Source organism: Pseudomonas putida (genome assembly GCF_016406145.1).
GTDB lineage: Bacteria > Pseudomonadota > Gammaproteobacteria > Pseudomonadales > Pseudomonadaceae > Aquipseudomonas > Aquipseudomonas putida_E.
In genome coordinates, this window is sequence record NZ_CP066306.1 from 1237971 (window position 1) to 1258585 (window position 20615).

The 20615-nt window shown below is 61.7% G+C and carries 21 protein-coding genes; 4 read left to right on the forward strand and 17 right to left on the reverse strand.

Going from position 1 to position 20615, the window contains the following annotated elements:
- Positions 1 to 34: 34 nt before the first annotated feature.
- Complete coding sequence (locus JET17_RS05650; protein WP_012313036.1) at positions 35 to 541, reverse strand: hypothetical protein; 507 nt, start codon at positions 539 to 541, stop codon at positions 35 to 37.
- A 365-nt stretch (positions 542 to 906) separates the two neighbouring features.
- Here JET17_RS05650 and JET17_RS05655 point away from each other — a divergent pair, with 365 nt between their 5' ends.
- Positions 907 to 1533, forward strand: a complete 627-nt coding sequence (locus JET17_RS05655; protein WP_012313037.1) for a response regulator transcription factor — start codon at positions 907 to 909, stop codon at positions 1531 to 1533.
- A 44-nt stretch (positions 1534 to 1577) separates the two neighbouring features.
- Here the strand turns inward: JET17_RS05655 and JET17_RS05660 are convergent, their stop codons facing one another.
- The 7 genes from JET17_RS05660 to metG form a co-directional block, all read right to left on the reverse strand.
- The gene (locus JET17_RS05660) at positions 1578 to 1754 is read right to left on the reverse strand and encodes a PA3496 family putative envelope integrity protein (protein WP_012313038.1); all 177 of its coding nucleotides are present in this window, start codon (positions 1752 to 1754) and stop codon (positions 1578 to 1580) included.
- Between the two features lie 103 nt (positions 1755 to 1857).
- Positions 1858 to 2496 (reverse strand): endonuclease III, encoded by a 639-nt coding sequence (gene nth / locus JET17_RS05665; RefSeq protein WP_012313039.1) that lies wholly within the window; start codon positions 2494 to 2496, stop codon positions 1858 to 1860.
- 4 nt (positions 2497 to 2500) lie between these two features.
- Positions 2501 to 3025, reverse strand: coding sequence for an Rnf-Nqr domain containing protein (locus JET17_RS05670; protein WP_012313040.1), 525 nt, complete (start codon positions 3023 to 3025; stop codon positions 2501 to 2503).
- A complete protein-coding gene (locus tag JET17_RS05675) occupies positions 3018 to 3620 on the reverse strand; it encodes an RnfABCDGE type electron transport complex subunit G (protein WP_012313041.1) in 603 nt (200 codons plus the stop codon). The genes JET17_RS05670 and JET17_RS05675 overlap by 8 nt, the downstream gene beginning before the upstream one ends.
- Positions 3617 to 4600 (reverse strand): RnfABCDGE type electron transport complex subunit D, encoded by a 984-nt coding sequence (locus JET17_RS05680; RefSeq protein WP_012313042.1) that lies wholly within the window; start codon positions 4598 to 4600, stop codon positions 3617 to 3619. Before JET17_RS05680 ends, JET17_RS05675 begins: the two co-directional genes overlap by 4 nt.
- Entirely contained in the window at positions 4597 to 5145 is a 549-nt protein-coding gene (locus JET17_RS05685) for an Rnf-Nqr domain containing protein (protein WP_012313043.1), read from the reverse strand. Before JET17_RS05685 ends, JET17_RS05680 begins: the two co-directional genes overlap by 4 nt.
- Before the next feature lie 92 nt (positions 5146 to 5237).
- Entirely contained in the window at positions 5238 to 7283 is a 2046-nt protein-coding gene (metG, locus tag JET17_RS05690) for a methionine--tRNA ligase (protein WP_012313044.1), read from the reverse strand.
- Between the two features lie 156 nt (positions 7284 to 7439).
- Between metG and apbC the strand changes: the two genes are divergently transcribed.
- Positions 7440 to 8534 carry an iron-sulfur cluster carrier protein ApbC gene (gene apbC, locus JET17_RS05695; protein WP_012313045.1) on the forward strand — a complete coding sequence of 365 codons (1095 nt, stop codon included), beginning with the start codon at positions 7440 to 7442 and terminating at the stop codon, positions 8532 to 8534.
- A gap of 193 nt (positions 8535 to 8727) precedes the next feature.
- Here the strand turns inward: apbC and JET17_RS05700 are convergent, their stop codons facing one another.
- Positions 8728 to 8937, reverse strand: a complete 210-nt coding sequence (locus JET17_RS05700; protein ID WP_012273869.1) for a cold-shock protein — start codon at positions 8935 to 8937, stop codon at positions 8728 to 8730.
- A 330-nt stretch (positions 8938 to 9267) separates the two neighbouring features.
- Between JET17_RS05700 and dcd the strand changes: the two genes are divergently transcribed.
- Together dcd and JET17_RS05710 are read left to right on the forward strand one after the other, a co-directional pair.
- Entirely contained in the window at positions 9268 to 9834 is a 567-nt protein-coding gene (dcd, locus tag JET17_RS05705; protein WP_012313046.1) for a dCTP deaminase, read from the forward strand.
- A gap of 98 nt (positions 9835 to 9932) precedes the next feature.
- On the forward strand, positions 9933 to 10160 hold the full coding sequence (locus tag JET17_RS05710; protein WP_012313047.1) for a hypothetical protein: 228 nt from the start codon (positions 9933 to 9935) through the stop codon (positions 10158 to 10160).
- 13 nt (positions 10161 to 10173) lie between these two features.
- On the opposite strand, the gene pdeM is transcribed toward JET17_RS05710, so the two are convergent.
- The 8 genes from pdeM to JET17_RS05750 form a co-directional block, all read right to left on the reverse strand.
- The gene (pdeM, locus tag JET17_RS05715) at positions 10174 to 10833 is read right to left on the reverse strand and encodes a ligase-associated DNA damage response endonuclease PdeM (protein ID WP_012313048.1); all 660 of its coding nucleotides are present in this window, start codon (positions 10831 to 10833) and stop codon (positions 10174 to 10176) included.
- Complete coding sequence (locus tag JET17_RS05720; RefSeq protein WP_012313049.1) at positions 10830 to 13283, reverse strand: ligase-associated DNA damage response DEXH box helicase; 2454 nt, start codon at positions 13281 to 13283, stop codon at positions 10830 to 10832. Before JET17_RS05720 ends, pdeM begins: the two co-directional genes overlap by 4 nt.
- A gap of 68 nt (positions 13284 to 13351) precedes the next feature.
- Positions 13352 to 14467, reverse strand: coding sequence for a succinylglutamate desuccinylase/aspartoacylase family protein (locus JET17_RS05725; protein WP_012313050.1), 1116 nt, complete (start codon positions 14465 to 14467; stop codon positions 13352 to 13354).
- 97 nt (positions 14468 to 14564) lie between these two features.
- The gene (locus JET17_RS05730; protein ID WP_012313051.1) at positions 14565 to 16226 is read right to left on the reverse strand and encodes an ATP-dependent DNA ligase; all 1662 of its coding nucleotides are present in this window, start codon (positions 16224 to 16226) and stop codon (positions 14565 to 14567) included.
- Positions 16223 to 17239 carry a ligase-associated DNA damage response exonuclease gene (locus JET17_RS05735; protein WP_012313052.1) on the reverse strand — a complete coding sequence of 339 codons (1017 nt, stop codon included), beginning with the start codon at positions 17237 to 17239 and terminating at the stop codon, positions 16223 to 16225. The genes JET17_RS05730 and JET17_RS05735 overlap by 4 nt, the downstream gene beginning before the upstream one ends.
- A gap of 106 nt (positions 17240 to 17345) precedes the next feature.
- A complete protein-coding gene (locus JET17_RS05740) occupies positions 17346 to 17684 on the reverse strand; it encodes a hypothetical protein (RefSeq protein ID WP_012313053.1) in 339 nt (112 codons plus the stop codon).
- Between the two features lie 108 nt (positions 17685 to 17792).
- Positions 17793 to 20234 (reverse strand): penicillin acylase family protein, encoded by a 2442-nt coding sequence (locus JET17_RS05745; RefSeq protein WP_012313054.1) that lies wholly within the window; start codon positions 20232 to 20234, stop codon positions 17793 to 17795.
- 172 nt (positions 20235 to 20406) lie between these two features.
- Positions 20407 to 20610, reverse strand: coding sequence for an SEC-C metal-binding domain-containing protein (locus tag JET17_RS05750; RefSeq protein ID WP_012313055.1), 204 nt, complete (start codon positions 20608 to 20610; stop codon positions 20407 to 20409).
- Positions 20611 to 20615 lie beyond the last annotated feature (5 nt).

The following is a 20615-nucleotide window of genomic DNA, read 5'->3' on the forward strand; positions in this document are numbered from 1 at the left end:
AAAGTTTTCCGGTGTCTGCAAGATCGTGTGCCGGTTAATTCCTCAGATGTGTCGCGTTTTCCGGTAACTCACAGACCGACACGCGAAAACACTGCTGCTTGTCCAGATTGCAGTATATCCAGGTGCCCCCTGTAATTTGAGGTTGTGCAAGCGTCCTCATTACATGTTGCTCGATCATTCTTTGCGCATCAGGGCCCGAGAGCATGACAGTTACAGGTTCTGCTTCGGATGATGGTTGTCGAGCGTTTTGCACGGGGCCGGCCGACGGGACGGTAACAGGTAAAACAGTAGTTGTTGGCTGCGGCGTACTGGTTGCACCGTCACCGGAAGTGCTTTCGGGTTTGTAAAGTGATTTGTAGTTGAAGTTGAGCGTCAGGAAAAATAGGCCTGTCAGAAAAAACGGAAAGCCCACTAAAAACCAGGTATAGAGGCTCTGGCTTTTTTCGCTGAGAAACGGAAGTGTCGCCAGTGCAGAGGCCTCGATGATGCCTGCAAAGATGGCGATGATCGTCATTGGGGCGGTGGGTTGGTTTGCAGCCATGATGTTGGCCTCCTGCGTTTTTCCAATCAATACCCTACCGAGCCGCTCAACCAAATTATGCACCGTTTCCGGGGGGTGAAATTGATCCCGGCATGTCGGAATGTCTGAAACTGATTTTATTTGGCTATTGGATTGTTTTTTGATTTCTGCAGATCTTTATCTCTGTTTTGAGGAAGTGGGAATGCGCTTCTGCGGCTAATCAGGTATTCATATTGGATGATTAGTTGCGTGTTGTAGGAAAATTCCTAAACCGACGTAAGGTTCATCTATTCATGTGTTTGCGCGGGAAATGGGCGCGCCACAATGCTTGCTGCTCGGTTATTGTGGCGCGTCGTCAAAGCAAATAATGAATGAATGGATATCGCATGAATAAAGTCCTTATCGTGGATGATCATCCTGTCATACGCTTGGCAGTGCGCATGCTGATGGAGCGGCATGGATACGATGTGGTCGCGGAAACCGACAACGGCGTGGCAGCTTTGCAGCTAACCAGGGAGTACCTGCCCGATATCGTGGTGCTGGATATTGGCATTCCCAAGCTCGATGGGTTGGAAGTCATTGCCCGTATGGCTTCGGCAAGCCCGGGCAGTCGGGTGCTGGTGCTTACCTCGCAGGCGCCGGGGCATTTCTCGATGCGTTGCATGCAGGCAGGGGCTTCTGGGTACGTGTGCAAGCAACAGGAGCTCACCGAGCTGCTTAGTGCGATCAAAGCTGTGCTGTCTGGTTACAGTTATTTTCCCAACCAGGCATTGCACAAGTCGCGCGGCCGGGTTGGGGGAGCCAGCGAGACGGAGATGGTCGATCGCCTGTCGGCACGCGAAATGATGGTGCTACAGCAGCTGGCGCGGGGCAGGTCCAACAAGGAGATAGCGGACAGCATGTTCCTAAGCAACAAGACGGTCAGTACCTACAAGACCCGCCTGCTGCTCAAGCTTAATGCCCACTCGTTGGTGGACTTGATCGAATTGGCCCGGCGGCATGGCCTTACGTGACCCTCAATACAGATAGCCTCCTTGCGGGAGGCTTCTGGCAGTCGTTACAGATCGTAGTCGAAATCAGCGAGTTGCCGTTGGAGGCGCCGCTCTTCGAGGAGGTTGTCAATGGTGCGACGCTTGCTCAGGTTGGTCTTTGCGGTTTCAACCAGAGGTTCGGTGTCTTCTTCAGCTGTGGCAAAGTCTTCTTCGATCGACAGTTCGTCTTTATCGGTACTCATGAGTCGCTCCAAGCCAAGGGCCGTTGGCCGTCCTTATAGCGAGAAAGCGAAGTTTGGTAAAAAAGATTTTTTCAATCGGGACGTGCATTAAGTCGCTATTGAATCAATCGTCCGAGGTCTTCTGCTTGAACTCGCACAGATCCTCGATCCGGCAACTGCCGCAACGTGGCTTGCGTGCCTGGCATACGTAACGCCCATGCAGGATGAGCCAGTGATGGGCATCGAGCAGATAATCCTTGGGTACGAACTTGAGCAGTTTTTTCTCGACTTCCAGTACCGTCTTGCCCGGTGCGATACCGGTGCGATTGCTGACCCTGAAAATATGCGTGTCGACCGCCATGGTGGGCTGGCGGAAGGCTGTATTGAGCACCACGTTGGCGGTCTTGCGGCCAACACCGGGCAGTGCCTCTAGCGCTTCACGGTTTTGCGGAACTTCGCCTCCATGCCGTTCGATCAGCAAGCGACAGGCTTCGATCACATTCCTGGCCTTGCTGTTATACAGCCCGATGGTCTTGATGTACTCGCTCAGGCCTTCTACCCCGAGTGCGTGGATGGCGTGTGGGGTGTTAGCGACGGGGAACAGGCGGGCAGTGGCCTTGTTGACGCCGACGTCGGTGGACTGTGCCGACAGTGTCACGGCCACGAGTAATTCGAAAGGGGTGGTGTAAGCCAGCTCTGTCTTGGGGTCGGGATTGTCTTCGTGCAGCCTGCGAAAGATCTCCAGGCGTTTTGCGGCATTCATGGGGTCAACGCTTTCCTTGACGACGTGAGGGGGCGGGGCCCGGGCGTAGACGATTGTACAAAGCCAGCAGCACGCCGAGCAGTATCAATACGCCGGGAGCAAGACTGGCCAGCGGTATGCCCAGCCCCTCGGTCAGCCACTGACGAATAACGCCGAGCAACAGGCACAGGCCCAGCAGGCCGGTCATCTGTAGGCAAAGTTGACGCCAGCGGTCCTTGTCTACCAACAGGTGGTCTGTAACCAGGCACTGCAGGCAAATCAGCACCGGGAAGTAACCCAGCGCCAGGGCAAGCGGCAACGCCCAGGCCCGCAATGCCATCTGCAGGCAGCTGGCAAGGGCCGCTAGCAGTAACAGGCTTGCCAGCGTGTACAGGGCGCCGCCAAGCCTTGGGCGCACAAGAGACAGCAAGGCTTGGTGAAGCACTGTTAGCACCAGCATGCTGGCGCCGATGGCGGCGGCTTGTGTGAGCGTGCGTGTGGCGCCGAGGACAGGCGCAAGGCCTGCCACCAGCAGCCAGAACCTAGTCATGGGTGAGTGTTCCGAGCAGAAGTGCGCGATGTTGGTCGAAGTAGCGCAGGGCATCCTGTTGTGCCTCGATCACCGCACGCGAAGTGACCGTCGCGCCGGCCAGTTGGTCGAAATCACCCTGGTCGCGCTTGATTGCCCAGCGATCCTCCAGGCGACGGTTGGCGAATTGCGCGAGCCAGTTAACTTGTGGGTCGCTGATGCGTCCTCCCAGCCCGGGGCTTTCCTGTTGTTCGATCACTTGCGTGCCGATCAGTCGACCTTGCGCACTTATGGCAATGGTCAACCGGATTGGTGCGGCGTACCCCTGTACCTGGCTAACCAGGACAATGGCTACGGCGGTCGTGCCGCGGTTGGCACGGTAGGCGGCCATGATGCGGCTATGCGGCGGCTGCTCTGCGGGGAGTGACACAGGGGTGCTCAGTGGCTGATTGTCATAGCTCTGGGGTGCCAGCACCGAGATAAACTGGCGTGCGTAAAACTGTTGCTCGGCCTCGGCGATAGGGGCGCGGGTCCAGCGCTGCCAGGCCAGCGTGCTCGCCAGTGCCAGGCTGCCCACTACCAGCAGTAGCAATGCGCTGCGCACAGAGCGCCTCATGGCCTCACCTGCCGATACCTCAAGGCTAGACGGTCCAGAAAGGGTACCGCAAGGTTCATCAGCAGGATGGCGAAAGCGGTACCGTCGGGGTAACTACCCCAAGTCCGGATCAGGTAGATCAAGGCCCCTGCGCTCAGCCCGAACAGCAGCCTGGCTACATCGGTCTTTGGGCCGGAAACAGGCTCCGTGGCGATGAAAAATGCCGCCAGCATGGTCGAGCCGCTGAGCAGGTGCAGCAGCGGTGAGCCATTGGAATCCGAGCCGGAGCCATTCCAGGCCAGCAGGCTGAACAGAAACAATCCCGCCAGCAAACCTGCAGGCGCGTGCCAACTGAACACCTTGCGCTGCAACAGAAATAGCCCACCCGACAGGAACGCCAGATTGACCCATTCGACGCCGTGGCCGCCAAAGTTGCCGAAGCCTGGGTGGCTGGCGAACAGCTCATCTATGGTCAGGCTATGGTTGTGCCTGAGGCCGTCGAGTACGGTAGGTCCAGCCCACGCATCGATCTGCTCGCCATTGGCAAAGACCAACTGCAGGCTATCGCTGAAGCCTGGCGCTTGCGCCGGCCAGTGGTTCATCTGCAATGGGAAGCTCAGCAGCACGAAGGCGTACCCAACCATCGCCGGGTTGAACACGTTACGGCCGGCCCCACCGAAGGCTTGCTTGCCCAAGCCTATGGCAATCCCTGCTGCGATCATCGGCAACCACCAGGGCGCCGCAGTGGGCAGGGCGAGGGCCAGGAGCACTGCGGTGACCAAGGCGCTACCATCGCTTAGTGCTGCTGTGACCGGTTGTTTGCGCAATGCCAGTGCCGCCGCCTCGCAGCAAGCAGCAGTGAATGCGCATAGCCCCAAGCTCCAGAGCAGGCCCCAACCCAGCAGCCAGAACGAAATCGCCAGGCCAGGCAGGCAGGCCAACAGGACCAGGCCCATGGCATCGCGCAGGCGCGGGTCAGGTGATGCCGTGTTCCGGCTCATTGCGTGAATATTCCGTTGAGGCCAGAGAGCGCCATAACCATCACACCGGCACCAAGCAGCGCGATGGGTAGGCCGCGCAGTGCTTCTGGCACCTGTGCGTGTCCGCTGCGCTGACTGAGGTCGTCAAACAACTCCAAGGCCAGCCAGAAGCCAAGCCCGGCCAGAACACCCCAGCTCAGCGTGGCCAGCCATTTACCCTGTTCACCTATTACCTGAAGTGTCAGGCCCAGTACCATGGCATTCCCCAGTATCGGCCACGTGAGGCTCTGCGTGGGCCACTCCGGCCGCAGCCTGGCAAGCGTCTGGGGGATGCCCCACGCGAGTAGCCCCTGCCAGGGCAGCAGCAGGAACATGCGCAGGTCCTGCAGTTGCCAAGGCGCCACGATCAGGTGTTCGAGCAGTTGGCCGCCGGTGACTGCCAGCATTATCGACAACGCGCAGGCCAGGCCGCACACATGTACGCGCAGCCGGGAGGCAGCCTGTTCTTGCAAAAGCAGGTGGCTGACCAGTGCGGCGCTGATCAGAATCAGGACATAGTCGTTCATGCAAATGACGATAGCCGTGAATCGCCTGCGCTGTCCGGCAATGCGCAAGGGGGATGAAAAAGCCCCGGCGGTGAGGCCGGGGCTGAGGGAGGTTACTTGATACGCTGGCCTGGCTTTGCGCCACTGTCAGGGCTGAGCAGGTAGATTTCTTCACCGCCAGGGCCTGCTGCCATGACCATGCCTTCGGAAACACCAAAGCGCATCTTCCGTGGCTTGAGGTTGGCAACCATCATGGTCAGGCGGCCTTCGAGCCTGGATGGATCGGGGTAGGCCGACTTGATGCCCGAGAACACATTGCGCTGTTCGTCACCGATATCCAGGGTCAGTTGCAGCAGCTTGTCGGCACCCGGCACCGCTTCGGCCTTGACGATCAGCGCCACGCGCAGGTCGACGGCAGCGAAGGTGTCGAATTCGATCTCTGCTGACAGCGGGTCCTTGGCCAGCTCGCCATTGCCGACCGGCGCCTGGGCCTGGCCTTCGGCTGCCAGCAGGTCTTCCTTGCTGGCGGCAATCATGGCCTCGACCCTGGCCGGTTCGATACGGCTCATCAGGGGCTTGAACGGGTTGAGCTTGTGGTTTTCCAGGCGCGAAAGGTGGTCGCTCCAGGTCAGCGGCGCGACATTCAGGAATGCTTCGGCGTCTGCAGCCAGTACCGGCAGTACCGGTTTGAGGAAGATCATCAGTTGGCGGAACAAGTTGATGCCCTGGGCGCAGATCGCCTGTACTTCGTCCTGCTTGCCTTCCTGCTTGGCCAGCGACCAGGGGGCTTTGTCGGCGATCCAGGCATTGGCACGGTCAGCCAGGGCCATGATCTCGCGCATGGCACGGCCAAAGTCGCGGGCCTCGTAGGCTTCGGCGATGCCCGGGGCAGCAGCCAGAAATGCCTCGGTCAGCTCCGGGGCTGCGTCGCCGGCAACCATCACTCCATCATTACCTTTGTGGATGAAGCCTGCGCAGCGGCTGGCGATGTTGACCACTTTGCCGACCAGGTCTGAGTTGACCTTTTGCACGAAGTCCTCAAGGTTCAGGTCGAGGTCATCGACGCCGCGCCCGAGCTTGGCGGCGTAGTAGTAGCGTAGGTATTCAGGCTGCAGGTGATCCAGGTAGGTGCGGGCCTTGATGAATGTGCCGCGCGATTTCGACATCTTCGCGCCGTTGACGGTCAGGTAGCCGTGCACGTTGACCGCTGTCGGCTTGCGCAGGCCCGCGCCTTCGAGCATGGCTGGCCAGAACAGGGCATGGAAGTTGACGATGTCCTTGCCGATGAAATGGTACAGCTCGGCCTTGGAGTCTTTGTTCCAGAACGCATCGAAGTCCAGCTCCGGGCGGCGCGCGCACAGGTTCTTGAAGCTGGCCATGTAGCCGATCGGCGCATCCAGCCAGACGTAGAAGTACTTGCCAGGCTCGCCCGGGATCTCGAAACCGAAGTACGGCGCATCACGCGAGATGTCCCACTCCTGCAGCCCGGAGTCCAGCCATTCGGCGAGCTTGTTGGCCACCGCATCCTGCAAGGTGCCGCTGCGGGTCCACTGCTGCAGCATGGCCTGGAAGTCCGGCAGCTTGAAGAAGAAATGCTGCGAGTCGCGCAGCACCGGGGTGGCACCGGAGATGGCCGACTTCGGGTTTTTCAGTTCGGTCGGGGCGTAGGTGGCGCCACATTTCTCGCAGTTGTCGCCGTACTGGTCTTCGGCCGCGCACTTGGGGCAAGTGCCCTTGATGAAGCGGTCGGCCAGGAACATGCCCTTTTCAGGGTCGAAGTACTGGGTGACTGAGCGTGTGGCAATGTGACCGGCGTCGCGCAAACGCGAGTAGATCAGGCTGGAGAGCTCGCGGTTTTCTTCGCTGTGGGTGGAGTGGAAATTGTCGAAATCCACCAGGAAATCGGCGAAGTCGCTGCTGTGCTCGGCCTGCACGTTGGCGATCAGTTGTTCGGGGGTAATGCCTTCTTTTTCGGCGCGCAGCATGATGGCCGAACCGTGGGCGTCATCGGCGCAGACGTAGATGCACTGGTTGCCGCGCAATTTCTGGAAACGTACCCACATATCCGTCTGGATGTACTCGAGCATATGGCCAAGGTGGATGGACCCATTGGCATAGGGCAGGGCGCTGGTGACGAGAATCTGACGTGGCTCGGACATGGTGGCTCGGCTACTTATCTGGCTCGGGGTAAATTGAAGGTGATCGGCCACTATAAAGGGCTGGCGAATATATTTCACCCCATGGACGCAACGGCTGACGATTGACGGGTTAGGATAGGCGCCTGTTCGACTAATCGTATGCCAATGGGAGCCTCCATGAGTGCCGTCACCCGTGCCGCCGTCGAAGGCGTGCTTCGTCAGTACACCGACCCATATCTGAACCAGGACCCGGTCAGCGCCGGCTGTGTGCGTGCCATCGACATCCAGGGTGGGCAGGTCGCTGTGCAGCTGCAACTGGGGTATGCCGCCGGCTTGTTCAAAAATGGCTGGGCGCAGGTCCTGCAGACCGCGATCGAGAACCTTGACGGTGTCAGCTCGGCCCAGGTAACGATCGACTGCATGGTCGCCGCGCACAAGGCGCAGGCCCAGGTGCCGGCCATGGCCAACGTCAAGAACGTCATTGCGGTGGCTTCAGGCAAGGGGGGCGTCGGTAAGTCGACCACGGCCGCCAACCTGGCGCTGGCCCTGGCTCGCGAAGGTGCGAGGGTGGGCATTCTCGATGCGGATATCTACGGCCCAAGCCAAGGGGTGATGTTCGGTATCGCTGAAGGAACGCGCCCGCAGATCCGCGAGCAGAAATGGTTTGTACCGATCAAGGCGCACGGCGTGGAGGTCATGTCGATGGCGTTCCTCACCGACGACAACACGCCGATGGTCTGGCGTGGCCCGATGGTGTCCGGCGCGCTGCTGCAACTGGTGACCCAGACGGCCTGGGATGACCTCGATTACCTGGTGATCGACATGCCGCCTGGAACCGGTGATATCCAGCTGACCCTGGCGCAGAAGGTGCCGGTCGCAGGTTCTGTGATCGTCACCACGCCGCAGGACCTGGCGCTGCTGGATGCCAAAAAGGGTGTGGAGATGTTCCGCAAGGTCAACATCCCGGTGCTCGGCGTGGTGGAGAACATGGCGGTGCACATCTGCTCGAACTGCGGCCATGCTGAACATTTGTTCGGTGAAGGCGGTGGCGAAAAGCTGGCTGCGCAGTACGGCGTTGAATTGCTGGCCTCGCTACCATTGTCGATGTTGATCCGTGAGCAGGCTGACAGCGGCAAGCCGACGGCGATTGCCGAGCCGGAAAGCCAGATCGCCATGGTTTACCAGGAGCTCGCCCGTCAGGTTGGCGCGCGGATCGTGCTGCAGGAAGCGGCAGCACCGGCAATGCCGAGCATTACCATCAGCGAGGATTGAATAAGTGGGGGGAGCCTGCGCAGCCTGCATGTTGGCGATGGTGCAGCTCCAAGGGCGACATGGCCCGCCGCATGAAATGCCGGGGCCGCTTTGCGGCCCTTTCCGGCCGGTCCCGCAAGGGCGCTCCTGCAAGCGGCCATAAAAAAACCCGCCGGAAGGCGGGTTTTTTTGAAAGCGAGGAAGCTAAATCGACTTAGGCGATTTGAACTTCTTCAGCCTGCATGCCTTTCTGGCCGCGGGTAGCGACGAAAGTAACAGCCTGGCCTTCTTTCAGGGTTTTGAAGCCGTCAGCTTGGATGGCTTTGAAATGTACGAACAGATCGTCACCCGACTGAGGGGTGATGAAGCCGTAGCCTTTCTCGTCGTTGAACCACTTAACAGTACCGTTTTGACGGTTGGACATTTTTCTGTCTCCTTGGACAAAGTTGATAACGGTCAGGAAAAACCCTGCCCGGGACTGAGCGCAAAGAGAGCAGAAAATTCAGCGTTGGGCCGATCAGGATCGTGCATCAAACTAGAGATTCTCGGTGTCACGTGCAGCACAGTGGTGTCACCTTAACCCACTTTCCGCAACCTGCCAATCACCAAGATGGCCTTTGATGAAATTCAGATCGGCGGCGGACGCCAAGCCCCATCTGACGCGGGATGCGGCATGGAACTTTAACCTGAGCGCCGGGACCGGTAATATGCGCTTCTCGTTTTTTCACCTCGCAACTCTCAGGACACCCCCGCCATGAGCATCAAATCGGACAAGTGGATTCGCCGCATGGCGCAGGAACACGGCATGATCGAACCGTTCGTCGAGCGCCAGGTGCGCGGCGAGCACGACAGCCGGGTGATCTCGTTCGGCGTCTCCAGCTACGGTTACGACGTGCGCTGCGCCGACGAATTCAAGGTGTTCACCAACATCAATTCGGCCACCGTCGACCCGAAGAACTTTGACGCCGGCAGCTTCGTCGACGTCAAGAGCGATGTCTGCATCATCCCGCCGAACTCCTTTGCCCTGGCCCGCACCGTCGAATACTTCCGCATTCCGCGCAACGTCCTGACCATCTGTCTGGGCAAGAGCACCTATGCCCGTTGCGGCATCATCGTCAACGTCACCCCGCTCGAGCCAGAGTGGGAAGGCCATGTGACGCTGGAGTTCTCCAACACCACCACCTTGCCGGCCAAGATCTATGCCAACGAAGGCGTGGCGCAGATGCTCTTCCTCGAATCCGATGAAGAATGCGAAGTGTCTTACAAAGACCGTGGCGGTAAGTATCAGGGGCAGCGCGGCGTCACCCTGCCTCGCACCTGAGCCGACGAGCGCGGGGAATTAGTTTTCGCTCTGGTACTCCAAGCTAGTGAACAGTGCCGCCATGCATGAAGTGTGACGGCCCTCGTCAGGAGTTGCCCATGAAACTCGATCCCGCAATCAGTGCGAAGCTGGCTGTCCTGCAGCCCAACCAGATCGGCTTGCTGGCGTGGTCCCTGCTGGCCCATCCTGCTCCGATGCATCTGGGTGGCGTACCAGGTCAGCCCGACCCAGACACCCCGCAACCGGCCCAACCTGGCGACACGCCGCCCATGGAACCGGGTGAGCCAACCCTGCCCGACGAGCCTCCGCCTGCGCCGGTGGCATGAACGCTTGATGAGATCAGACTTGCAGGGCCCAGACTTGATCTGTGCCCGCAAGGTAGATGCGACTCTCTTGCCTGGGTTCGACATTCCATCCTCCGGTGAACTCACCGAACGCCGGTAACAGGCTGACTTGCTGGTCCATCACGAAGCAGGGCAGCCTGAGCCGCTGGCGAGCGCGGCCGCGCAGGATGAATACCGGGTGCACATGGCCGCAGAGCACGGGGTGATCTGGGTGGGCGACCGGTTCGTGCTGGAGCGCGAACGGTGCCAACAGCCAAGGTTCTTCCTCAACCTCAACATCCAGTTGGGCTGGTGGATCACCGGCATGGCGGTCATGGTTGCCGCGTACCAGCACGATGCGCAAACTGCCGTGCTGTTCTCTCCAGGCCTGTAACTGAGCCATCGTGGCAGGCGCGTGTGCTGTTCGGGCGTGCAGGAAGTCGCCAAGAATGATCAATTGCTCGCACTCACAGGCTGCCAGCAGGGCGTCCAGGCGCTTGAGCGTGGTTTCGGTGGTGCCGTGCGGCACGGGTTGATGCAGCGCGCGGTAACTGGCGGCTTTGCCGATATGCACGTCAGCGATCAGCAATGCGCGGCGGGCAGGCCAATACAGCGCGCGGTCCGGCATCAACCACAGTGTTTGCCCGCAATGCTCGATGGCGATGTGCGTACTCATGCCTTCCTGCTCGCTGCTTTTTCAAGGTCCGCGACCATGCGCGCAATGCGATCGGCCAGTTTCTCTGTGGTCAGGGTCTCACGCATGCCCTCGACCAGTAGCGTGAAAGCCAGTGGCCCGGGCCGTTGCAGTTCACGCACATCCAGGCGCAGCCTGCTCATCTTGGCCAGTTGATCTTGCAAGCGTTCGATCTCCAGTTCCTCACGCAGCACCTCATCCCGCGCCTGGCCAAGCAGTAGGTTATCGGCGTCATGCTTGCGAAACACCTCGTAGAACAGCCCGCTGGAAGCCTGGATCTGCCGGGTGCTTTTCTGCGCGCCCGGGTATCCGCCGAACACCAGCCCCGAGATCTGCGCGATTTCGCGAAAGCGCCGCAAGGCCATCTCACTAGCGTTCAGGCTGGCCAGTACATCTTCCAGCAAGTGCTCGGTGGACATCGCTGCGGGCAGGTACCTTGCCCAGTCGACAGGGGTTGGACTAAGCAGTTCGAAGCCGTAGTCGCTGACGGCAATGGATACCGATAGCGGCTGGTTGCGGCTGACCCGCCAGGCAATCAGGTTGGCCAGACCAAGATTGGCCATGCGCCCGGCAAACGGGTAGACAAACAAGTGTGAACCTTGGCGTGTGACAAGGGTTTCGGCCAGCAGCGTCTGCGTGGTAGGCAAGGCCGACCACTGGCCTTGGAGTGCGAGCAAGGGCCGCACCGTGCGCATTTCCGGATCGTCGAAATGGCCGCGGGCTGCGGCGTCGAGTTTTTCCACCAGGGCATCGGCCAGTTCGCTGGATAGCGGCATGCGCCCGCCATTCCAGCGGGCTACGGCGGCTTTGCGGGCGTTGCTTCGGCGTACATAGGCGGTCATGTTTTCCACCCTCACAAGCTCCAGTATCCGGCCCGCGAATACCAGGGTGTCGCCTGGACGCAGGCGGGCGATAAACGCTTCCTCGACACTGCCCAGATGCTTGCCGCCGCCGCCTTTGCTCCAATACTTGAGCTGCAGGCTGGCGTCGCTGACGATGGTGCCGATGCCCATGCGGTGGCGCCGCGCCAAGCGCTCGCTGACGACCCGCCATACGCCATCGCTGTGGGCCTCGACGCGCTGGTAATCGGGGTAGGCACTGAGCGAGCTGCCGCCGTGGCAAACAAAGTCCAGTGCCCACTGCCACTGGCTGTCGCGCAAATCGCAGAAAGCCCATGTGCTGCGTACCTCGGTGAGTAGCTCAGCGGGGCGAAAGCCGCAGCCCAACGCCATGCTGACCAGGTGCTGGACCAGCACATCCATGCACAGCCGCGGGGAGCGACGGGCCTCGATATGGCCCGCCGTAAGTGCACTGCGAGCGGCTGCTGCCTCGACCAGCTCCAGGCTGTGAGTCGGCACCAGGGTGACCCGTGACTGGCGCCCCGGGGCGTGCCCGGAGCGCCCGGCCCGTTGCATCAGGCGGGCGACGCCCTTGGCCGAGCCAATTTGCAACACCCGTTCCACAGGCAAAAAGTCCACACCCAGGTCCAGGCTGGAGGTACAGATCACTGCCTTGAGCGTGCCCTGCTTGAGGCTCAGTTCCACCCAGTCGCGGGTTGCGCGGGCCAGCGAGGCGTGGTGCAGGGCAATCTGCCCAGCCCAGTCGGGACGGGCGTCCAGCAGGGCCTGGTACCACAGTTCGGCTTGGGCACGGGTGTTGGTGAATACCAGGCTGCTGGCGCTGGTGTCGAGCTCACGGGCAACCTGAGCGAGCATCTTCAGCCCCATGTGCCCGGCCCAGGGAAAACGTTCGATGGCCTCGGGCAGGAGCGTATCGACGACCAGACGCTTGTCCTGGCGGCCCTTTATCAGTCGGCCGCCCTTGGGCACCAGTACCTCGAGCGCATGCGGCAGGTTGCCCAAGGTGGCAGATAGCCCCCAGGTCACTAGCTGCGGATGCCAGCGACGCAAGCGTGCCAGGGCCAATTGCAGCTGTACGCCGCGTTTGTTGCCGAGCAGTTCGTGCCATTCATCCACCACGACCATGCGCAGGCTGGCGAAATCATCGCAGGCTTTCGCCCGCGTCAATAGCAGGGTCAGGCTCTCGGGTGTGGTGATCAATGTACTCGGCAGGCGCCGGGCCTGCCGGGCGCGCTCGGCGCTGCCAGTGTCGCCGCTGCGTACGCCGACACTCCAGTTCAGGCCAAGGTCGTCCAGCGGAGCTTGCAATGCACGTGCAGTGTCGGCCGCCAGCGCGCGCATGGGGGTAATCCACAAGACCTGCAATGGCGCCGGCTGCCGCCCTGCGCCCGGCTTGGCGAAGGTGCGCAGTGCGGCCAGCCAGAGTGCGTAGGTCTTGCCTGCGCCGGTACTGGCATGTAGCAGCCCCGATTCGCCACGTCCGACCGCGGCCCAGGCTTGGCGCTGGAAGGCGAAGGGCTTCCAGCCGCGCATGCGAAACCAGGCATTGGCGATGTCAGGAGGGCTTGGCATGGGGCCGTCGGGTCCTTCGAAGGTTGTGCTTCTACTGACCACCGGCCCGGTGGTTTGGTTTTACTGGGTCAGTTGGCCAGCAGGTAGCCGCTGCGACACACCTGTTCACCGGCGACATGTGCGATGACCATGCCCGTCGTGGCCATGCGCCGAACGCTGCGGGCATACAGCAGACCAGGCTGACGGTTGTGCACGGCAGTCACCCGGTCGCTGAGCGGGTCGATGACTTCAGCGACCAGTTGCCCGGCTTCCAGATACTGACCGGGGCGGGCGTGATACACCAGCAGCCCGCCCAGCGGGGCCGATATCGGCTCGACGGCGGCCAACGGGGTCGCAGCCCGGGGCAGGGGTGGCAAGGGCACTGCTGGGCCTTCGATTACTCCGGCGTGAATCAGGTAATCGAGGATAGCCTGGCAGTCATGGCTGGCCAGGTCATGGCTGACATCGGCCTGGCCTCGCAACTCGACAGTTACCGACACGCTACCCAAAGGGATCGGGAAACGCTTGCCGAAGCGTTGCTGCAACTGCCACCAGACCAGGCTGAAGCATTCGTCGAACGACTGCCCGCCTGAGTCGGTGGCCAGCAAACTGGCCTGCGCACCAAGGTAGCGGGCCAGCGGCTCTACCTGAGGCCAGGCTTCCGGGGTGGTGTAGAGGTGTTCTACCGCCTCGAAGTCGCAGTGCAGGTCCAGGATCAGGTCGGCATCGCAGGCCAGCCGCTGCAGGGTCAGGCGCTGAGACTGCAGGGGGGTGTGTGCCGGATGTGCGTCCAGGCCACGGCGCAGGTATTCGCGAATCAATTCAAGGTTGTGGTCGGCGTCCTGGTTCAGATGGCCCTCTACCTGATCGCCTATGGTGTCGGAAAGGTCGACGAAGTTACGGTTGAAGTTCTCGCCGCTCTGTAATTCGAAACGACCCAGCGGTGCGTCCAGCATCACTTGCTCGAGGCCTACCGGATTGGCCACCGGCACCAGGACTATTTCGCGGCGCAGGCGCCCTTGCTGCTCCAGTTCGGCCAGGCGACGCTTGAGGTGCCAAGCCACCAGCATGCCGGGCAGCTCATCGGCATGCAGCGAGGCCTGTATATACACTTTGGCGCCACCGCGCGGGCCGAAGTGAAAGCTGTGGAGTTGGCGAATGATGCCTGGTACGGGCGAGAGCAGGTCGTGTGTCGAATGGTGCATGGTGATCCTGGCTGCGTGGCGAAAACGGTCTGCGACACGGGTCGGCACAAAGATAGAAGCATAATTTTAGCCAGTATGCTTCACCGTGTTGACTTCTTCAGGCGAGCAGCGCCTGCAAGGTCGCCAGGTCATCGGCCTCCTCCACAGGCTTATCCAGGCGCCAGCGCAGCATGCGCGGAAAACGCACGGCTATCCCGCTCTTGTGCCGTTTTGACAGGGCGATGCCCTCGAACCCCAGTTCGAACACCAGCGTTGGCTTGACGCTGCGCACCGGTCCGAAGGTCTCCACCGTGGTCTTGCGAATGATTGCATCGACCTTGCGCATTTCTTCATCGCTCAGGCCCGAGTAGGCCTTGGCAAAAGGTACCAAGGCACGCTCGGGGGCGCCGGGTGGCGCGTTCCAGACCGCGAAGGTGTAGTCACTGTAAAGACTGGCACGCCGGCCGTGGCCGCGCTGGGCATAGATCAGCACCGCATCCACGCTGAACGGGTCGATCTTCCACTTCCACCACACCCCCATGTCCTTGGTCCGGCCCACCCCGTACAACGCATCGCGCTGCTTGAGCATCAGACCCTCGACCCCCAGGCTGCGCGATCGGTCGCGCTGGATGGCAAGCGCGTGCCAATCCTTCCCTTCGAGTAGAGGCGATAGCAGTATTGGGGCCAAGGGGTAGTCTTCGACGAGCCGCTGCAATTGCTGGCGTCGCTCATGTTGGGGGTGATTACGCCAGTCCTCGCCTTGCCACTCCAACAAGTCGTAGGCCTGTAGTACCACCGGAGCATCGGCCAGCAGCTTCTTGCCCAGCGTCTTGCGGCCAATGCGCTGCTGCAGTAGCGCGAAAGGTTGTACGGCCAGTGCCTGGTCGTTGCCCGAATCAGGCTTCCAGACCAGGATCTCACCGTCGAGCACGACGCCGTCGGGAAGGTTCTGCGCCAGGCCGTGCAGCTCCGGGAAGCGGTCGGTGACCAGCTCTTCGCCGCGTGACCACACCCACACCTGGCCATCGCGCTTGACCACTTGTGCGCGGATGCCATCCCACTTCCATTCGATCTGCCAGGCGCTGGGCGGGCCGAGCAGGGCGTCGAACTGTTCGAGGGGGGCCTGCAGGGCATGCGCCAGGAAGAACGGGTAAGGTTGGCCACCGCGCTGGCTATGTTCATCGGCCGATTCAGCGGCGATCAGCTTGTGGTAACTGTTGGCTGTCGGGCGATGGCTGATGTCGGTATAGCCGACCAGGCGCTGAGCTATGCGTTTGGCATCCAGCCCGGCCAGCTGCGCCAGTGCCCGGGTGACCAGCAGCTTGGACACGCCCACGCGAAAGCTGCCGGTGATCAGCTTCAGGCACAGCATCAGGCTGGGGCGATCCAACTCTGCCCACAGTGGCGGCAGGCGCTGCTGGACCTCTTCGGCGGGCAGCCCACGCAGTGGGAGCAGATGGGTTTCGACCCAATGGGCCAGCCCGCTCTTGCTACCTTGCTGGTTTTCAGGCAGCAACAGAGAGATGGTCTCCGCCAGGTCGCCCACGGCCTGATAGCTTTCGTCGAATAACCAGCCCGGCAGTCCGGCCAATGCCGTTGCCAGTTCGCGTAGCACCCGGGTGGGCACCAACTGCCGTGGTCGGCCACCGGAGAGGAAATAGACAGCCCAGGCGGCATCCTCGGCGGGGGCTGCGGCAAAGTAGTCGCGCAATGCTTGCAGTTTGCCATTGCTGGAGGTGGTGGCATCCAGGCGCAGGTAGAGCTGGGCAAAGGCCTTCATGCCTCAGCCTCCGTTGCTGGTGTGTCGTCTTCGTCACCGTACTCGGTAACGAACGCACGGGCATCGAGGCCACGCTCGCTGAGGTAGCGTACCAGCACGTTGACCGAACCGTGGGTGACCATGACCCGCTCGGCACCGGTCTGGTCAATGGCCCATAGCAGCCCAGGCCAGTCTGCATGGTCGGAGAGGACGAAGCCGCGGTCTACGCCGCGCCGGCGTCGCGTGCCGCGCAGCAGCATCCAGCCACTGGCGAAGGCATCGCTGTAATCGCCGAAGCGACGCATCCAGCTGCTGCCGGCGGCAGAGGGGGGCGCCAACACGATGGCCTGGCGAATGAGCGGGTCATTACGGGGAATATCACCGGCATAAAGGGTTTGTGGCAGGTGTACTCCGCCCTCTCGGTATACCTGGTTCAGCGGCTCTACTGCGCCATGTACCAGGATCGGCCCGATGCTCGGATCCAGGCCATGAAGTATTCGTTGGGCCTTGCCGAAGGCATAGCAGAACAGCACGCTGGCCTTGCCTTGGTCGCGATTGGCCCGCCACCATTCATTCACCCCCGCAAATACCTGTGCCTGGCTGGGCCAGCGGTAGATGGGCAGGCCGAAGGTCGACTCGGTGATGAATGTGTGACAGCGCACTGGCTCGAACGGAGTACAGGTGCCATCCGGCTCGACTTTGTAGTCCCCGGAGGCAACCCAGACTTCGCCCTCATGTTCCAGGCGCACCTGTGCCGAGCCCAGTACGTGCCCGGCCGGGTGCAGGCTCAGGGTGACGCCGTGGTGGCGGATACGCTCGCCGTAGGGCAGGGCCAGTAGGTCGATATCCTGGCCCAGGCGGCTGCGCAGGATGCCGGCCCCCGGGGCGGCGGTCAGGTAATGAGTGTTGCCACGACGGGCATGATCGCCATGGCCGTGGGTGATGATGGCGCGCTCAACGGGTCGCCAAGGGTCGATGTAAAAATCACCGGGCGGGCAGTACAGGCCTTCGGGGCGGGCGATGACGAGATCCATGGTGATGCCTGGCAAGAGGGCTTACAGGCTCAGAGCATCAGCGGGGTGTGGAAGTTCGCGTGGTGTTGGCAGCCAGCCCTGCACGTCAGGGCTGGCTGCGGGCTATTCAGCGCAGGGCCATTTTCCAGGCCGCGCCTTTGGTCTGCGCCACGCTGATTTTTTCGGCGTAGGCGATGTTCTTGATGAAGCCGCCATGCACCAGCCGTGGGGAGGTATGGAAGTAGTCCCAGGTGGTGGTGCCGTCGTGGCTCTGCAGGTCTTCACTGTCGTAAGCGATTTCGAGGGTGGCTGGCGACGCGTTTGCTGGCGTCGAGAAATCGCCGTCGATCATGCTGTAGCCTGCCTTGTCGTTACCGACCCACAGCTGAATATCAATGGTGCTGCCCTCCGGCACGGCCAGCGATGCAGGCCAGGATACTTCGATCGTGAGGGTTTCTTTGCTCATGCTGAACATCCTTTTTTGATGGGTTGACCGCACTCGCTGTCTGAGCGAGCGCGGCAAGAAAGGATGCTAAGCGCCGAGGCTGAAGGGATGCAGATGGAAACCCTGGACCTATCGTCCTGGTACCAGGGTCAGCCGCTGGTTGCCATAGGCCCGGGTAAAATGCTGCGGCTGTATTGGCAGGCTCATGAACCGACCCTTGAACCAGGCATCGAGCCCATCGCTGTAATGGGCACTGGCCGGGTTACCGGATTGTCCAGTACTGGTCAGTACCTGTAGTGGTTCTGCCTGGCCAAAGTCGACGATCATGCGTGCCGAGGCCGGCAGGCGGGTGTCGAAATCGCTGCCCGACGCATAAGGCGTCAGGGCAAGGGTGCTGAAGTCACCGCCAGCCGCCTGTGGCGATCTGCTGAGCACATCGCCCAGGCCGTGGTAAGCAGGGGCAGGCCAACGATATTGGTGCAATTTGCCCCATTGCCAGGCGCGGCGGTCGGTACCTAGCTGGGTTGTACCAGCATCCACGGCAGCGGCCAGACTCCGGGCCAGGATGGCCGGTTTGTCTTCCTTCTGCGCGGTGGTGCGGTCATCCCAGAACGGGCTGTCTTCGCGGCCAAGCAGATGGTCGGCCTGGGCCGAGTAAGACAGGCGCGCATTGCTGACGAACGCCTGCCAGGCAGTGCTGGATTGCGGGCCGAGGTCGTCGAGGAAGGTCTGGCGCGCCACTTCCTGGAGGAACAGTTCATACAGCGCGGCATCCGCTGATACCGGGCTCAGGCGGCCATCGAACGCCTTGAGGCGGGCCAGCGCGTCGCGGGCCTTGTCGCGCTGGGCGGCTGGCAGGGTGTCGATCGCTTGCTTGAGCGGTTGGGCCATGCCAGGGGCGTCGAACATCTGCTTGAGCTTGTCGGCCAGGGGTGTCTGTTGGTCGTTCTGCAGGGCCATCAGGCTGCGGCTGTCGTGACGGCCATTGTCGGCCAGCTCGCCCAGGCGTTCGGCGCGTTCGGGGTAATACCAGGTGTTGGACAGCTGCATGCCGTAGCCGCGTGGCAAGCTGCGCTGGTTGGCATGGGCGATCCAGCCGGCCGGCGGGTCCTGGTCGTAGGGGTGCAGCATCGGGTCGGCGTAACCGTCCCAGTCGTAGCGACCCTCCCAGCCCGGGGATGGCAGCAGGCCCTGGCCCTCACGGCGGTTCGGGTAGCGGCCACTGACCTGCCAGCCAATATGCTCAGGTTCGGCAAACACGAAGTTGAGTGCGGCAACCGCGACCTCGCGGGTGCTGTCAAACGCGCGTTCCACAGTTTGCGCTCGGGTCAGGTCGAACAGCGCATCCAGGCTGCGATCAGCCTTGGGCTGCGGTAAGTTAAGGGCCAGACCAAGGCTGGGGCTGCCGGTCTGGGCGAGCAGGGTGCCATGGCGTGTGTCGTACATCACTTCGCGCAGCGGGCGTTGGCCACGGACGAAGAAGGTTTCGCTGCGTGCGCGAGCGGGTAACCACTTGCCGTCGGCCAGGTAGCTGACCTGGCTGCCCTGATGGCGCAGCCGTTCAAGGAACAGGTCCTGGTTGTCGGCCATTACCGCGCTGCTGCTCCACGCCAGCTTGCCGTTGTAGCCGGCCAGGACGATGGGAAGGCCTGGCAACGACAGGCCCGCAACCTGGTACTTACTGGTGTGGATCTGCACCGGGCTCAGGGCCCAGGCTGCGCGGCTGTCGCTGGCCAACAGGCTTTTGCCGCTGCGGCTGCGTTGCGGGCCCAGGGCCAGGTTGGCCGACCCGGGGTTGCCGAGCAGGTTGAGGTCGGCGAGTTTCTGGCTGGCGGCTGCCAGCGCAGTCAGGCCCGGCAGTTGGCTGCTCAGGTTCAGACCCTTCAGCTTTTCCGCCTCAGCTTCAGCAAGGGGGTCGTCTGGCGCGCCAGGCAGCAGCCAAGGCAGCTTATCGCTGCCGACCTTTTGCGCCAGGGTCAGGGCGCTGAGTTCTTCCTGCAGGTTCACCGACTGGCTGAAGGCATACAGGCTGAAGATCAGCGCCGAATCTTCGGGCTTCCAGTATTCCGGGCGGTAGCCACTGCTGGCGAGGTTGCCCGGCAGTTTTTCGCGGTAGCGGAACAGGTAGGCGTTGACCCCGCGGGCGTAGACCTCGAAGAAGCGCTTGAGCCGGGGCGAAGCATCGGCGTACAGCTGGGTGGCGCTGTGCTTGAGGTTGGCGGCGCGCATCAGGCGGTCGATGTCCAGCGCCTCGCTTCCAGCCAGTTCCGCCAGGCGGCCCTGGGCCAGCAGGCGCATGGCGAGCATTTGCTCGATACGGTCGCCGGCGTGGACGTAGCCGAGGCTGAACAGTGCATCATGGAAGCTACTGCTTTCAATCAACGGTGCGCCCATGGCGTTGCGGCGTACCGAAACATTCTGCGCCAGGCCTTTGAGCGGCTGCACGCCTGTTGTCGGTGGCACACTGTCCTGATAGCCGCCCATCTGGCAACCGGCAAGCCCGAGCATGCCAAGCAGGGTGGCAGCGGTGGCGAACCGCGGGCGGAAGGGAGGAAGGACGGGGGCGGCCATGACAAGGGCTCCTGCAAGGCGTGGCGGGGTTTGAATGGCGCTAAGGTAGTGAGCGCGCAGGCGCCGTGCAAGGTGCCGTGAAGCTTTATTTACCAGCGGTCGGTAGCTTCAAGCTGCATGAGGTGCGGGCCTGCTTTTTCCTGCAGCTTGAAGCTTGCCGTTTACGGCTTGATCAGGCCCCGTGGCACTTCTTGAATTTCTTCTCGCTGCCACACGGGCACGGGTCGTTGCGGCCGACGTCTTTCAACGCATTGCGAACCGGCTCCTGATGGCCGTGATTGCAATGCGGGCCGTGCACATGGCCGTGGTCGTGATCGTGGTGATGATCGTGTCCGTGGTTGCAGTCGGGGCCATGAACATGGGGTTGTTGAGTCATTGCAG

What these genes read in the sequence shown, in the direction of transcription:
- JET17_RS05650 (WP_012313036.1), bottom strand. Translation starts at nt 541, where the DNA reads ATGGCTGCAAACCAACCCACCGCCCCAATGACGATCATCGCCATCTTT.
- JET17_RS05655 (WP_012313037.1), top strand. Translation starts at nt 907, where the DNA reads ATGAATAAAGTCCTTATCGTGGATGATCATCCTGTCATACGCTTGGCA.
- JET17_RS05660 (WP_012313038.1), bottom strand. Translation starts at nt 1,754, where the DNA reads ATGAGTACCGATAAAGACGAACTGTCGATCGAAGAAGACTTTGCCACA.
- nth (WP_012313039.1), bottom strand. Translation starts at nt 2,496, where the DNA reads ATGAATGCCGCAAAACGCCTGGAGATCTTTCGCAGGCTGCACGAAGAC.
- JET17_RS05670 (WP_012313040.1), bottom strand. Translation starts at nt 3,025, where the DNA reads ATGACTAGGTTCTGGCTGCTGGTGGCAGGCCTTGCGCCTGTCCTCGGC.
- JET17_RS05675 (WP_012313041.1), bottom strand. Translation starts at nt 3,620, where the DNA reads ATGAGGCGCTCTGTGCGCAGCGCATTGCTACTGCTGGTAGTGGGCAGC.
- JET17_RS05680 (WP_012313042.1), bottom strand. Translation starts at nt 4,600, where the DNA reads ATGAGCCGGAACACGGCATCACCTGACCCGCGCCTGCGCGATGCCATG.
- JET17_RS05685 (WP_012313043.1), bottom strand. Translation starts at nt 5,145, where the DNA reads ATGAACGACTATGTCCTGATTCTGATCAGCGCCGCACTGGTCAGCCAC.
- metG (WP_012313044.1), bottom strand. Translation starts at nt 7,283, where the DNA reads ATGTCCGAGCCACGTCAGATTCTCGTCACCAGCGCCCTGCCCTATGCC.
- apbC (WP_012313045.1), top strand. Translation starts at nt 7,440, where the DNA reads ATGAGTGCCGTCACCCGTGCCGCCGTCGAAGGCGTGCTTCGTCAGTAC.
- JET17_RS05700 (WP_012273869.1), bottom strand. Translation starts at nt 8,937, where the DNA reads ATGTCCAACCGTCAAAACGGTACTGTTAAGTGGTTCAACGACGAGAAA.
- dcd (WP_012313046.1), top strand. Translation starts at nt 9,268, where the DNA reads ATGAGCATCAAATCGGACAAGTGGATTCGCCGCATGGCGCAGGAACAC.
- JET17_RS05710 (WP_012313047.1), top strand. Translation starts at nt 9,933, where the DNA reads ATGAAACTCGATCCCGCAATCAGTGCGAAGCTGGCTGTCCTGCAGCCC.
- pdeM (WP_012313048.1), bottom strand. Translation starts at nt 10,833, where the DNA reads ATGAGTACGCACATCGCCATCGAGCATTGCGGGCAAACACTGTGGTTG.
- JET17_RS05720 (WP_012313049.1), bottom strand. Translation starts at nt 13,283, where the DNA reads ATGCCAAGCCCTCCTGACATCGCCAATGCCTGGTTTCGCATGCGCGGC.
- JET17_RS05725 (WP_012313050.1), bottom strand. Translation starts at nt 14,467, where the DNA reads ATGCACCATTCGACACACGACCTGCTCTCGCCCGTACCAGGCATCATT.
- JET17_RS05730 (WP_012313051.1), bottom strand. Translation starts at nt 16,226, where the DNA reads ATGAAGGCCTTTGCCCAGCTCTACCTGCGCCTGGATGCCACCACCTCC.
- JET17_RS05735 (WP_012313052.1), bottom strand. Translation starts at nt 17,239, where the DNA reads ATGGATCTCGTCATCGCCCGCCCCGAAGGCCTGTACTGCCCGCCCGGT.
- JET17_RS05740 (WP_012313053.1), bottom strand. Translation starts at nt 17,684, where the DNA reads ATGAGCAAAGAAACCCTCACGATCGAAGTATCCTGGCCTGCATCGCTG.
- JET17_RS05745 (WP_012313054.1), bottom strand. Translation starts at nt 20,234, where the DNA reads ATGGCCGCCCCCGTCCTTCCTCCCTTCCGCCCGCGGTTCGCCACCGCT.
- JET17_RS05750 (WP_012313055.1), bottom strand. Translation starts at nt 20,610, where the DNA reads ATGACTCAACAACCCCATGTTCATGGCCCCGACTGCAACCACGGACAC.